Origin of the sequence: Corynebacterium anserum (assembly GCF_014262665.1) — a bacterium.
In the GTDB taxonomy this organism is placed as follows: domain Bacteria; phylum Actinomycetota; class Actinomycetes; order Mycobacteriales; family Mycobacteriaceae; genus Corynebacterium; species Corynebacterium anserum.
This window is the reverse complement of the sequence record NZ_CP046883.1, coordinates 1,154,885-1,167,971: the sequence shown is the minus strand read 5'-3', so window position 1 is coordinate 1,167,971 and position 13,087 is coordinate 1,154,885. Positions and strand designations below refer to the sequence as shown.

The 13,087-nt window shown below is 54.8% G+C and carries 13 protein-coding genes; all 13 read left to right on the top strand.

Annotation, left to right across the window (positions count from 1 at the left end):
* Nucleotides 1-20: 20 nt before the first annotated feature.
* The 13 genes from GP473_RS04860 to GP473_RS04800 all read left to right on the top strand — a co-directional run bounded on the left by GP473_RS04860 (nt 21) and on the right by GP473_RS04800 (nt 13,021).
* A complete protein-coding gene (locus GP473_RS04860) occupies nt 21-1,175 on the top strand; it encodes a glycosyltransferase family 4 protein (RefSeq protein ID WP_186277278.1) in 1,155 nt (384 codons plus the stop codon).
* A complete protein-coding gene (locus tag GP473_RS04855; RefSeq protein WP_185769828.1) occupies nt 1,172-1,645 on the top strand; it encodes a hypothetical protein in 474 nt (157 codons plus the stop codon). The genes GP473_RS04860 and GP473_RS04855 overlap by 4 nt, the downstream gene beginning before the upstream one ends.
* 110 nt (nt 1,646-1,755) lie before the next feature.
* A complete protein-coding gene (pdxS, locus tag GP473_RS04850; RefSeq protein WP_185770683.1) occupies nt 1,756-2,658 on the top strand; it encodes a pyridoxal 5'-phosphate synthase lyase subunit PdxS in 903 nt (300 codons plus the stop codon).
* A gap of 55 nt (nt 2,659-2,713) precedes the next feature.
* Nucleotides 2,714-3,580 carry an acyl-CoA thioesterase gene (locus GP473_RS04845; protein ID WP_185769827.1) on the top strand — a complete coding sequence of 289 codons (867 nt, stop codon included), beginning with the start codon at nt 2,714-2,716 and terminating at the stop codon, nt 3,578-3,580.
* An 11-nt stretch (nt 3,581-3,591) separates the two neighbouring features.
* Nucleotides 3,592-4,194, top strand: a complete 603-nt coding sequence (gene pdxT / locus GP473_RS04840; protein ID WP_186276640.1) for a pyridoxal 5'-phosphate synthase glutaminase subunit PdxT — start codon at nt 3,592-3,594, stop codon at nt 4,192-4,194.
* Nucleotides 4,195-4,417: 223 nt separating this feature from the next.
* Nucleotides 4,418-5,170, top strand: a complete 753-nt coding sequence (locus GP473_RS04835; protein WP_185769825.1) for a YebC/PmpR family DNA-binding transcriptional regulator — start codon at nt 4,418-4,420, stop codon at nt 5,168-5,170.
* Nucleotides 5,171-5,329: 159 nt separating this feature from the next.
* On the top strand, nt 5,330-5,887 hold the full coding sequence (ruvC, locus tag GP473_RS04830) for a crossover junction endodeoxyribonuclease RuvC (protein ID WP_185769824.1): 558 nt from the start codon (nt 5,330-5,332) through the stop codon (nt 5,885-5,887).
* Nucleotides 5,884-6,519, top strand: coding sequence for a Holliday junction branch migration protein RuvA (ruvA, locus tag GP473_RS04825; protein ID WP_186276639.1), 636 nt, complete (start codon nt 5,884-5,886; stop codon nt 6,517-6,519). The genes ruvC and ruvA overlap by 4 nt, the downstream gene beginning before the upstream one ends.
* A gap of 15 nt (nt 6,520-6,534) precedes the next feature.
* Nucleotides 6,535-7,614, top strand: coding sequence for a Holliday junction branch migration DNA helicase RuvB (ruvB, locus tag GP473_RS04820; RefSeq protein WP_186276638.1), 1,080 nt, complete (start codon nt 6,535-6,537; stop codon nt 7,612-7,614).
* A gap of 43 nt (nt 7,615-7,657) precedes the next feature.
* On the top strand, nt 7,658-8,062 hold the full coding sequence (yajC, locus tag GP473_RS04815) for a preprotein translocase subunit YajC (RefSeq protein ID WP_185769821.1): 405 nt from the start codon (nt 7,658-7,660) through the stop codon (nt 8,060-8,062).
* A 167-nt stretch (nt 8,063-8,229) separates the two neighbouring features.
* Nucleotides 8,230-10,056, top strand: coding sequence for a protein translocase subunit SecD (secD, locus tag GP473_RS04810; protein WP_246394681.1), 1,827 nt, complete (start codon nt 8,230-8,232; stop codon nt 10,054-10,056).
* A 110-nt stretch (nt 10,057-10,166) separates the two neighbouring features.
* Nucleotides 10,167-11,330 (top strand): protein translocase subunit SecF, encoded by a 1,164-nt coding sequence (gene secF / locus GP473_RS04805; protein ID WP_246394969.1) that lies wholly within the window; start codon nt 10,167-10,169, stop codon nt 11,328-11,330.
* 50 nt (nt 11,331-11,380) lie between these two features.
* Nucleotides 11,381-13,021, top strand: coding sequence for an ABC transporter substrate-binding protein (locus tag GP473_RS04800; protein ID WP_186276637.1), 1,641 nt, complete (start codon nt 11,381-11,383; stop codon nt 13,019-13,021).
* Nucleotides 13,022-13,087: the final 66 nt, after the last annotated feature.

The window sequence follows — 13,087 nt, the reverse complement described above, 5'->3', positions numbered from 1 at the left end:
CGCATACTCCTCAGCGGCGCCTGTCAATAGGTATGGTCTGCCCATATTCTTTTGATGAACCGGGGGGCGTGCAGGCGCATGCCATTGATCTTTGTACCGAATTGCAGCGGCGAGGTCATAGCGTGAGCCTCATTGGTCCTGGAAAAGACCCGAGGAAAGTTCCTGATTTTGTGGAACTGGGCGGTTCCAGCATCCCCATCCGTTATAACGGCTCCGTAGCGAGGCTGAGTTTCGGACCACAGACGGCTCGGCACATTAAACGCTGGGTACAGTCCCATGAATTCGACATCCTTCATATTCACGAGCCCAATTCTCCAAGCTATTCCATGCTGTCATTAGCTGCAGTCAATGGTCCCGTTGTCGCGACTTATCACGCGTCAGCTAGCGAATCGAAGCTTCTCAAACTGGCCTTACCTTTCCTGCGCCCACTATTGGAACGTATCCATGGCGGTATAGCAGTCAGCGAAGAAGCTCGACGTTGGCAGGTGGAGAACCTAGCCGGTGACCCTGTTCTCATCCCTAATGGAGTGGATACCGGAGTTTATCGCTGTGCACTACCTTTACAGTGCTTGAACGCTCAACGCCTTCGCCTGATGTTTTTGGGGCGGTTCGACGAACCACGAAAAGGCCTGCACGTTCTACTGGAGGCATTGCCTGCGATCGTTCAGGCTGTGCCGAATGTTGAGGTAGTCATTGCTGGTCGTGGTGAAATCTCCACACTCCAGGCGCGCCTGGATCAAGTCGGTGTGACGTACGTGGTTGGAACCGCAGCATCGCAAGCGACGGTGCGAATCTTGGGGCCGGTCTCCGACGCAGAGAAAGCACAGGCACTGAAGGCCTCTGATATTTACATCGCCCCAAATACAGGTGGTGAGAGCTTCGGTATCGTGCTCGTGGAAGCGATGGCCGCGGGCTGCGCCGTCTTGGCCAGCGATATACCAGCGTTTTCAGCGGTGGCAGAAAACGGCCACAGTGCAGATCTTTTCCGTAATGAAGACTCCATAGACCTGGCACACCATGCTATTTCGTTGCTGCGGAACCCCGGGAGACGTCGGGAACTATCCGGACGAGGAATGAAACGTTCCGATAATTTCGATTGGCAGACCGTCACCACGCAAGTGGAGAAGGTATACGACACCGTACGCACCGAGGGCAGAAAGGTGACCGCCTCATGATTTCTATGCCGACGTGGGTTGTCGTTACCGCCGTTGTTCTGGTCATCGTAGCGCTGCTCGGTCTGTGGGCGATGGGCACAGCTAACCGTCTCAATCGTCTGCATATACGCACCGACGCGGCTCGTATCAATTTAGAGGGTGCCTTGGCCGCGCGTGGCCATGTGATCAAGGCGCTTTATCCACAGTTGACGAAAGAAGTCATGAACGCCGAGATCGTCCCTTTGCGAGCCGTGGATATGGGGCACCGAACGGATTCGGAAAACCATGTGCTCTCTCTGTTGCCCACTGAGATTTTTCATAATCCGGCTTTTGTTGAGGCTTCTACTCGCGTGGATATAGCGGCGCGTTTTTATAACGACGCCGTGGCTAATACCCTCGCCGTTCGTAAACGTCCTGATGTAAGACTTCTGCGGCTTGCAGGCAATGCTCCGTTGCCGAAATACTATGAAGCTCTGTCCGCAGGGGAGTAGTTCAGGCTTTCTTACCCAAAGTGGGGGCTTAGTCATGTGGGTCACAGATGCGGGGGTAGAGTGTTTTTCATTGTTATTGGCAAGGCAAAGGAATTACTGCTGTGACCTCAATGAACAAGGCAGACAATGGCGGCAACACCGGCACCCACCGGGTAAAACGCGGATTGGCCGATATGCTCAAGGGCGGCGTCATCATGGATGTCGTTACGCCCGAACAGGCCAAAATCGCAGAAGATGCTGGTGCGACCGCGGTCATGGCGCTCGAGCGTGTCCCCGCCGATATTCGGGCTCAAGGTGGAGTATCCCGCATGTCAGATCCCGACATGATTGAGGGGATCATCAACGCTGTGTCTATTCCAGTCATGGCCAAGGCTCGCATTGGTCATTTCGTTGAGGCCCAAGTTTTGCAGTCCCTCGGTGTGGACTTCATTGATGAATCCGAGGTGCTCACTCCAGCGGATTATAAAAACCACATCAATAAACATGACTTCACTGTGCCTTTCGTCTGTGGTGCTACGAATCTCGGGGAAGCGCTGCGTCGTATCAACGAAGGAGCCGCGATGATCCGTTCCAAGGGGGAAGCAGGCACCGGGGACGTATCCAACGCGGTGACTCATATGCGCACGATCCGCGCTGAGATGAATCGTCTGCGGTCTATGGCTGAGGACGAGCTGTATGTTGCCGCCAAGGAGATGCAGGCTCCGTATGAGCTGGTTGCCGAGGTGGCGCAGACTGGTAAGCTTCCCGTGGTTTTGTTCACCGCCGGTGGAATTGCTACCCCGGCTGACGCCGCGATGATGATGCAGATGGGTGCTGAAGGCGTATTCGTCGGCTCTGGCATCTTCAAGTCCGGTGATCCAGAAAAGCGCGCGAAAGCCATTGTGCAGGCGACCCAGAACTTTGATGATCCGAAAACCATCGCAGACGTCTCCCGCGGCCTGGGTGAGGCGATGGTGGGCATTAATGTCGATGACATTCCACAACCTCACCGTCTGGCCGAGCGCGGCTGGTAAAAATAAGGGGACAGAAACTAATGTGTTCCCTCAGTCAGGAGATTAGTTCATCGCTATGACCACGCCTCAGCCCCGAATACTGGATGTGCTTGATTTAGAGCGCATTGACCGCGATATTTACCGAGGTCAAGTTATTCCTACCCGGCTGGGTCGAACATTTGGTGGACAAGTCGCAGCCCAAGCTCTTGTCGCGGCGACACGGACTGTTGGCTCCGAATATGGCGTGCACTCGTTGCACGGTTATTTTGTTGCTCCTGGCAACCCCGATAAACCTACAACGTTACTGGTCGATCGCATCCGCGAGGGACGTTCCTTTATCTCCCGACAAGTAAAGGCTGTGCAAGATGGAGAAGCGATTTTCATCATGCAGGCCAGTTTTCACGTCCGCGATGATTCCGGTCCTGAGCATTCAGATATTATGCGCACCGTTCCTTCTCCGGAAGAGATTTCGGCGGAGGTTGATGAGACGCGCACGGTGCGAAAAGCGCTGATGCAAGAGTGGAGCGAATGGGATATCCGCATCGTGCCACCTGATAAGTACGAACACAACAAGTACACTCCGTCTCAGCAAGTGGTGTGGTTCCGTTCGAAGGCCACGCTCCCTGACGATGAAACTCTGCATGTGTGCACTCTCGCCTACATGTCTGACATGACGTTGCTTTCCTCTGCGTTGGTTCCCCACGGTCATGACTCGGTTCAGGAAGCGTCGCTAGATCATGCCATGTGGTTCCTGCGTCCTTTCCGCGCAGATGAATGGTTGCTGTATGATCAGGTTTCTCCCTCCGCACATGCTGGCCGTGGTCTGACTCACGGGCGGATCTTTAATCAACAAGGTGACCTTGTCGCGGTTGTCACCCAAGAAGGTCTGACCCGTACTCTTCAGCCAGGAAAAACCGGCGTTCCAATCCGAACTGATTCTTAAGAGAAAACAACGTGAGCTCAACTGTCACCATTGGTGTATTGTCCGTTCAAGGCGGTGTAGCTGAACATATCCGCATGATCGAGGGGCTAGGGGCGAAGGCTGTTCCGGTACGCCGCGCGGAGCATCTGGCCGGCCTTGACGGAATTATTTTGCCCGGTGGCGAATCCACGACAATGTCCCGTTTACTACGGCTCGGAGGAATGCTTGCCCCTCTTCGTGCCGCTATAGACGGCGGTTTACCTTCCTTTGGCACCTGTGCTGGTCTGATTATGTTGGCCACCGAGGTCCTTGATACCCGGGAAGATGCGGTGTCCCTGCAGGTGCTGGATGTGACGGTTCGCCGCAACGCTTTCGGCCGCCAAGTGAATTCCTTCGAAACTCACGTGCCATTCCTTGGGATTGAACAGCCCGTCCACGCAGTATTTATTCGTGCGCCGCGGGTAGAGCGTGTGGGAGACAATGTAGACGTGATGTGCACTGTCGATGGCGGCACAATCGTGGGTGTGCGCCAAGGCCATGTCCTGGGGACAAGTTTTCATCCGGAACTATCCGAGGATGACTCTGTGCACAAATATTTCCTCCAGATGGTTCGAGACGCAGTGCACAGCAGGTAGTGGCGTCGGCGATTGAACCTGTCTCATGCGACTCCCATGCGTGGGTCTAGGGAGCCTATGCGTGGATCCATGGAGCCTTATCGCCCTCGTGTACAAGTAATTAGAGGGGATCAAGAGTCAGAAGGTGACAAATAACGGGTCACGTTCCCGTACAGACGCTGCTGCGTAGTAACCTGAAACACCGACATATAACTTGCACCCCAACGCGAACCGGAAGAGGACGATGGCAGGCCATTCTAAGTGGGCAAACAATAAGCACAAGAAGGCGGCAAACGATGCCAAGCGTGGCAAGGAGTTTGCCAAGCTCATCAAGAACATCGAAGTTGCAGCGCGCACTGGCGGTGGCGATCCTTCCGCGAACCCCACCCTCGATGACATGATTAAAAAGGCCAAAAAGGCCTCCGTTCCCAACGACAACATCGAGCGCGCGCGTAAGCGTGGCTCCGGTGAAGAAGCTGGTGGCGCGGATTGGGAGACTCTCATGTATGAGGGTTACGGCCCCAACGGAGTGGCCATGCTCATTGAGTGTCTTACGGACAACCGCAACCGTGCCGCCACAGATGTGCGTACAGCGATGAATAAAAATGGCGGCAACATGGCGGACGCCGGATCTGTGTCCTACATGTTTAACCGTACGGGAGTGGTCATCCTGGACAAGGCTGATCATGAGGAAGATGACGTGCTGATGGCCGTGTTGGATGCGGGTGCGGAAGAAGTCAACGATCTGGGAGAGAAGTTTGAGATTGTCTGTGCGTCCGGGGATATGAACGCAGTGTGCGATGCGCTGAAGGATGCGGAAATCGAGTATGACTCCATTGAGGCGGATTTCCGCCCAACTACGCTGGTTCCGGTTGATGCTTCCACTGCCAAGCGCGTGCTCAATCTGATTGATGCGCTAGAGGACGTTGACGATGTTCAAAACGTCTACACCAACATGGATATCCCGGCTGACGTTGTGGCTGAACTGGATGCTTAACTTACTGGGTGCTTAGTTCGCTGTTATAGCTTTTGTTTCTTCGACGCGTTCTTGCCCCAGTTGCTCGCCGCATTGCCGTGCACGAATTCGGCACATGAGTTACTACTGATACCTTGGTGAGTGGAATTTTCGTACACATGTGCTATATTTTGCTGCGTGATGAGTGTTCCACAGCTTCCCGAACGTACGGGTACACGCCCAGCCACCCTTGCGGGACTGCGCGTGATGGGGATTGATCCTGGCTTGACTCGCTGTGGACTGTCCGTGGTGCAAGCTGGAAAAGGACGCACTGTTTATCCCGTTGCTGTTGGAGTGGTGCGCACACCCGCAGAGGCTCCTGTCTCCCAAAGACTGCTGAGATTGTCCGATGCGGTAGAGGAATGGATGGATGACTACGCGCCCCATGTCGTGGCCATTGAGCGTGTTTTCGAACGCTCCAATGTATCTACGGTGATGAATACAGCTCATGCATCGGGTGTATTGATGCTCGCCGCCGCTCGCCGTGGCATTGACGTTCACATGTACACACCGAGTGAAGTGAAAAAATCCATCAGTGGTAATGGCCGAGCTGATAAGGCACAAATGACCAACATGATTACGCGGATTTTGGGGTTGTCTGAAGCACCAAAACCCGCTGATGCCGCGGACGCTCTAGCTTTAGCGGTGTGTCACTGTTGGCGTGCACCGATGAACCTCATGGTGAAAGGGAAACTGTGATCGCATCTTTGCGAGGCGTCGTTATCGACAAAACTGTGGACAGCGTGCTCATTGAATGCGCAGGTGTTGGCTATGAATGCTTGGCTACTCCTTCCACACTCGCCAATCTTCCACGAGGAGAAGAAGTTTTTGTCGTGACTTCTCACGTTGTCAGGGAAGATTCTCAGACGCTCTATGCCTTTAGCGATGTGGAGCAGAAGAAAGCCTTTACGGTAGTGCAGACCGTCTCCGGTGTGGGAGCCCGACTCGCCCTCGGCATCCTGGGAACTCTCACCCCCGTGGAACTCGCACGAGCCGTGCGTTCGGGGGATGTGAAGGCTTTACAAAAGGCATCTGGAGTGGGTAAACGCCTTGCTGAACGTATGGCTGTGGATCTCAAGGCCAAAGTCGCTGACCTGGCCGATGCTCCCGAGGGAAACGCGACAATGGACGACAAGGAGGTTGCGCGCGTCGATGATGGCGATGTCACGGTGCGCGACCAAGTGGTTGAAGCTATGGTGGGACTCGGCTTTGCAGAGGCGGAAGCACACAATGCAGTGGTGCATATCCTGGCGGACTGGCCAATGACCCAGGATAAAAACGTGTCCAACGTCCTAAGAGCAGGCTTGGCGTCGATGAATAAGGGTCGATAGGGGACAGTAAAGACCATGGGTGAGAAGAGCAATGACGTAGAGCGCACGGAGTTTGCGCTGCCGGATTCCCTGGGGCCGATGAGCCAAAACCCGGATCTTCGGCCATCCGAAATTGCGGGAGACCACGATGTGGAGCTTTCTCTACGCCCAAAATCCCTGGAAGATTTTATCGGCCAGAAAAAGGTGAGACAGCAACTCGATTTGGTTCTTGGGGGCGCGCGTGCCCGCAAGGTGGCGCCGGATCATGTCCTATTGGCCGGGCCGCCGGGACTGGGCAAAACAACGATGGCAATGATCATTGCTCAGGAGCTCGGAAGTTCTCTGCGCATGACTTCGGGGCCGGCATTGGAACGCGCCGGTGACCTCGCGGCAATGCTCTCCAATCTGATGGAGGGGGATGTGCTGTTCATCGACGAAATACACCGAATGGCACGGCCTGCTGAAGAAATGTTGTACATGGCGATGGAAGATTTTCGCATCGACGTAATTGTGGGCAAAGGACCCGGTGCGACTTCAATCCCCATTGAAATCGCGCCATTTACCCTAGTGGGCGCCACAACGCGAGCAGGGATGCTGACTGGACCTTTGCGCGATCGTTTTGGTTTCACAGCCCAAATGGAATTCTATGACACGGAAGATCTGACTCGAGTCGTAACCCGAGCAGCGGGAATCCTGGGCGTTAGCATCGATAGTCAGGCCGCCAGTGAAATTGCTGGCCGATCACGTGGTACCCCGCGCATTGCTAACCGCCTATTGCGCCGTGTACGTGATTTCGCGGATGTCAATGCAGATGGCCACATTAGTGTAGACGTTGCCCGAGCTGCGCTTCTAGTGTTTGACGTGGACGAGCAAGGTCTTGATCGCCTAGATCGCGCGGTTGTGGACGCATTGGTGAAAGGCCACGGTGGCGGTCCGGTGGGTGTCAATACACTCGCCCTTGCAGTGGGAGAGGAACCTTCCACAGTAGAAGAAGTGTGTGAGCCCTATCTGGTCCGTGCGGGAATGATCACTCGCACACCGCGAGGCCGGGTGGCGACTGTTCAGGCCTGGCGTCACTGTGGTCTCGTTCCGCCGGACGACGCCCCAGGACTGTGAACGATACTGCGGGCTGTGCTCAAGGTATGGCACACTGGCCGGTATGGAAATTATTCTTCTCATTCTCCTGCTTGTTGTGTTCATTGGGCTACCTCTGCTGTCTATGCGCAAGCAGAGCCAGCGCATGAAGGAAATTAAGGCATTCCAAGATTCTTTGGATGCCGGCATGGTTGTGAAGATGACGTCGGGCGTGCATGGCCGTGTGACGCATGTCGGTGCGCACACCATCGACCTTGAAATCAGCGACGGCATGGTCACCACCTGGGACAAATCCGCTGTGTTGGAGCGAGTAGAAACCACCGCGGATTCTTCTGAGCAGTCATCTGAGCAGTCAGAGCAACCGGCAGTAGTTGAGCCATTGGATGAGCCATACCCCGGGCATGCGGAAACCACCCGTGTAGAAGGAGACAACGTGAGCATTGCCGGCGAAGATAAGCAGCAGAACTAATAACGCACAGAAACCCCGCAGCTTCTGGTCAGGAAGTCTGCGGGGTTTCTATGTTTTGTACGCGGCCGTTACGCGTTACACTCAACAAGTTAGCCCTGAGTGACTGTCTGCGGCTTGCATTAAGCTGCCCGTGCAGTCCATCCACACACCGCTATAGGAGCTTCATAGTGGCGTCTAAGCGCACACGAGACAGGAATAGGGGCCCAGTTGCCTGGCCAAAGCGGGCACTGATCCTTTTCGCTGTCATCTTTATCACGGTCTTCGGTCTTGTCTTTTTTACTGGGGACAAAACGGCAACCCCTAAGCTTGGTATTGATCTTCAAGGTGGAACCCGTATCACACTGGTGCCGCAAGGTGATCGGCCGAGCCAGGATCAACTGACTCAAGCACGCACCATTTTGGAAAACCGCGTTAACGGCATGGGGGTTTCTGGTGCAGAAGTTGTGACTGACGGTGACAATCTAGTCATCACCGTACCGGGAGACGATGCCGGTGAGGCTCGCACATTGGGCCGTACTTCCCAGTTGTTATTCCGTGCAGTAGCGCAGCCATCTCCGCCAACGGATAAGTACCAGAAGACGGTTACTGATATGGCCAATAAGTGGGTCAAAAACGGTGTTCTCACCCCCGACCAGGCCAATGAGAAGCTAAAGAACGTGGTGCCAATTCTCAAGCAACTTGGTGTGCCCAACCCGCCACAAGAGCTGAAGGTCACCGCGAAAGCTCCGCAGACACCGGCGAACTCCGTCGAGGAACAACAGCAGCGTGATCTCCAAGTACAGACCCTTCGCGAGGATCGTCAATCCACAGATCCGGATGTGCAAAGTGCTGCGGTTGCGTTGATGACGTGTTCTGATAACGATCCACTCGCTGGTGCGGATGACCCATCCAAGCCTCTGGTGGCTTGTTCTGATCAAGGTCCCATGTTGTTGGAGCCAGCTCCACTCTTGGACGGTGAAACGGACAAGGTGCATGGCAAGCGTTTGACAGGTTCTTTGATTGACACGAACTCGCAAATCACCGGTGGTTATGACGCTAAACAAGCGCAAATGGCCATCACCTTCCGTTTTAAAACCGGTGCGGATACTCCTGGAGGCGAGACCTGGTACAAATTCGGCAATGAGATGATGGGGCGCCAGGTTGCTATCGTCTTGGACAGTAGGGTGATTTCGGCACCGACAATTCAAGGCGCCACTCCACCGGGCGAGGTCTCTCAAATCACTGGTGACTTCAGCCAGCAGGAGGCTGAAGAGCTCGCTAATAACCTCCGCTATGGCGCCCTGCCTATTTCCTTTGTGGGAGAAAACGGTGAGCCGGGCGGCACCACGACGCGCATTTCGCCGTCGCTGGGCGCTGCCTCCCTCAAAGCGGGAATTATCGCCGGCGTCGTGGGTGTAATTTTGGTGGCAGCCTGGGCTCTTGTTTATTACCGGGCGCTTGGTTTTGTGGCGATGCTTTCTCTCATCGCTTCCTTTGTTCTGGTTTTTGGCAGCATTGTCCTGTTGGGTCGGTGGATCGGTTATTCTCTCGATTTGGCTGGTATCGCTGGTCTGATCATCGGGCTAGGCACCACCGCGGACTCTTTTGTTATCTATTTCGAGCGCATTAAGGACGAAATTCACAACGGTGCATCTTTCCGCTCGGCTGTCCCGCGCGCATGGAAGAGAGCGAAGTCCACCATCATCACGGGTAATTTTGTATCGCTTTTTGCCGCGGTAATTCTCTACTTCTTGGCTATCGGTGAGGTGAAGGGGTTCGCGTTTACCCTCGGTTTGACCACGGTCTTTGACGTCATCGTGGCCTTCCTCATCACAGCTCCGCTGGTGATCCTTTTGTCCCGACGCAATTTCTTCCGCAATACGCGCGTCAACGGCCTGGGCAGTGCATTCCGCGCCCAGGAACGCCAGCGATTGCACCAGGCTGCGCAGACCGAAAGAGGCGCAGTGCCGGCTATCACAAAAGATGACAACAGCGAGCGAAAGGATGACAAGTGATGAACAAGGTTGCAACCAGTACCCCATCCTCTCGCGATAGGTCGCACAGCACGACCGCGCGGAGGGCGAAGAACTCGTCTTCCGTGCGGGAACCAGGGTTTTTCGAGCGCATGTATAACGGCGAGGGCGGTTTCCAGATTGTTCAGAACCGCAAGAAATGGTTTGCCGTCATGTTGGTGGTGGTCGTCGTGTGCCTGGGCGCTATCGTCTTCCGCGGTTTTGCGCTTGGCATAGATTTTGAGGGCGGTACGCGCATATCGATGCCGCCATCTGGTAACGCTGATGAGACCTCGGTGGCTCGCGTATTCGAAGATGCCACCGGTGTCGCCCCTCAATCTACTCAAACGGTGGGAACCGGCGACGCTCGACAAATCGAGATTACTTCCTCGCGTCTGAGCGAAGAGCAGATCCGCCAAGCCCGCTCCGCGCTCTTTGACAACTTCAAACCGGTGGATGCCACCGGTAAGGAGAGTGAGGCGGCAGTAAACGACTCTACGGTGTCTGAATCCTGGGGATCTTCGATCACCAAGCGGATGCTTATCGCTCTCGGGGTGTTTTTACTGGTGGTTTTCACCTACATAACCATTCGCTTGGAACGCGACATGGCATTGGCAGCGATCATTTGTCTGCTTATTGACCTCACGGTGGTATCGGGCATCTATGCGTTGGTAGGTTTCGAGGTATCGCCGGCAACGGTCATTGGTCTGCTGACGATCCTCTCCTTCTCCCTTTATGACACCGTCGTGGTGTTCGACAAGGTTAAGGAGAATACCGCTGGTCTGTTTAATTCCACCCGCTCCACGTATGTGGAACAAGTGAACCTGGCTGTGAACCAGACCATCATGCGTTCCATTAACACCACGATATTTTCTGCGGTTCCGATCATTTCACTTCTCGTCGTTGCCGTGGGAATCATGGGTGTAGGCACCCTGAAGGATCTTGCGCTTGTTCAATTCATCGGTGTTATAGCCGGTACCTTCAGCTCTATTTTCTTCGCGGCGCCTTTGCTGGTGGTCTTGAAGAACCGTAACGCGAAATACCGTCGGCACGATGAGCGGGTGCGTAAGGCTCGCGCTTCGGGGGCGGCGAATGATTCCTCATCCGACGCAACAGGTTCCGAATCTAGCCCTGCTGAAGAGTCGCATGGGGCTGACTCTGCGGATAGTGCCAGGTTGCGGACGAAACCGAAACGCGAACGGAAGGTCGTAAGTCCTAACAATCACGTTCCGGGATCTGGTGGAGAAAATAGCCGTTCTTGGCGTCCAGGAATGTAGGCGCGACAATAGAAGAGGGTATTGCAGCCAACCAGAAAGTTAGGATCGCCATGAGCCCCGGAATCTCTCGCCCTAGTAAATCACTACGTGTACTCTCTGCGATTGTGGGCGCGAGTGCACTGATTTCGGGGCTGAGTGCCTGTTCTGACTCCTCAGAACTGGGGCAAAAACACGCGAGTGAAAAGTTCGGTTATCTGCTGTCACGTCCGCTAGTAACCCTCAACGCGGGGACATCAACGGGTGTAGTCACCGATGCTGAAAAAGCTTCCGCGCGTCTTTACCCTGGGCCGTTCATCGCCGGTCCGGATGGGCAACTGTTACCGAACCCGGATCTTGTCACCGCCCAGCCCAAGGCACAAGACGCGAAGACTGTGGTTTACACCATTAACTCAAGAGCAAACTATTCCGATGGCGCCCCCGTAGTGTGTGATGACTTTCTCATGGCACACGTTGCCAGCAGTCGCTCTGATTTATTCGGCGCCGACATGCCGTTGTTCAGCCAGGTAGCGAGTGTGAACTGTACGCCGGGTGCTAAAACCTTCACCGTGGTTTTTAAGGAAAAATTTGGGGCTCGCTACCGCGAATTATTCACCCCGGGCACCGTGCTGCCGACGCACATTGTGGCTGAGAAAGCAGGGGTGGATGACCCCGTCGCTGTGATGTATTCCGGCGATGACAACCAGCTCAGTGCTCTTGGCAGATCGTGGCAGGATACCTTCAATGTGACGAAAACCGATCCAGCCTCCGTGCCTACCAGCGGTCCGTATAAGGTAGCGAAGCGGGGTAGTGATGGGGAGCTGACACTGGTCGCTAACTCAAACTACGCTGGTGGCGCCCCATTACAAGACCCCGTAGTGCTATGGCCCGGAGGCAGTGATGTCAAGCAACTGGTGAGCCAAGACCAATTGGCAGTAGCTGATCTGACCAGCGCCACACGGGCAGAAGATGTGGGCATGTCTTCTCCTGACTTTTACATCGACAACCATACGTCGGGTCGGGTGGATACGTTGCTCCTCGATACCGAGGGCTTGTTTACTACCGTCAACAACCGCAGAGCCTTGGCGTTGTGTATTGATCGCGCAGTGCTGGTAGACACCGTAAAAAAGGATCTGAACGTGGATGTCACGGCGACGGGTTTGCGTATGCTGCCCAGCACCCATCCTTTATCTCAGCAATTGAAGTCTTTGTCTGTGGAAAACCAGAAGGTCAATAAGCGATGGTCTCGTGGGATGCTCGGCGGACAGAGCATTCGTGTGGGCTACTTGAAGGATGTTCCCCGATACAAAACCCTGGTTGACGGGTTGAAGAAAAGCTGCGCCGACGCCGGAATAACGATTCAGGCTGTCCCTTTGTCCGTCGATGCATTTGGTGCAATGGGGAAGGACTATGACGTCCTTTTAGATACCAGACCTTCTTTCGGACGTGATGCGTCGACCAATGAGAGTACTTTGTCTCACGTTGCATCGATCCGCAAACTGGAACAACAACTCAATAGCGACATGCTGACTATTCCACTGACCACCGAACCGCGACAGATTGCTGTGGAGGCACACGTTGCCAATGTGTCAGATAACGCTGGTGATGCGGGAGTCAGCTGGAACATGGACCGCTGGAAAGAGCAAGCAGAGCCCGTGAACCCACGACCGGGGGAGAGCACAGCGTCCCCCGACGCTAACCCCAATGCAGTGTGAAGCCACTACAGTAGTACGACATAACGACTGCAGATGATTATCTCGGGTGACGCCGAGAAAAAGAGG

Coding starts and splice junctions, on each gene's coding strand:
- GP473_RS04855 (WP_185769828.1), top strand. CDS start 1,172: ATGATTTCTATGCCGACGTGGGTTGTCGTTACCGCCGTTGTTCTGGTC.
- pdxS (WP_185770683.1), top strand. CDS start 1,756: ATGAACAAGGCAGACAATGGCGGCAACACCGGCACCCACCGGGTAAAA.
- GP473_RS04845 (WP_185769827.1), top strand. CDS start 2,714: ATGACCACGCCTCAGCCCCGAATACTGGATGTGCTTGATTTAGAGCGC.
- GP473_RS04835 (WP_185769825.1), top strand. CDS start 4,418: ATGGCAGGCCATTCTAAGTGGGCAAACAATAAGCACAAGAAGGCGGCA.
- ruvC (WP_185769824.1), top strand. CDS start 5,330: ATGAGTGTTCCACAGCTTCCCGAACGTACGGGTACACGCCCAGCCACC.
- ruvB (WP_186276638.1), top strand. CDS start 6,535: ATGGGTGAGAAGAGCAATGACGTAGAGCGCACGGAGTTTGCGCTGCCG.
- yajC (WP_185769821.1), top strand. CDS start 7,658: ATGGAAATTATTCTTCTCATTCTCCTGCTTGTTGTGTTCATTGGGCTA.
- secF (WP_246394969.1), top strand. CDS start 10,167: ATGTATAACGGCGAGGGCGGTTTCCAGATTGTTCAGAACCGCAAGAAA.
- GP473_RS04800 (WP_186276637.1), top strand. CDS start 11,381: ATGAGCCCCGGAATCTCTCGCCCTAGTAAATCACTACGTGTACTCTCT.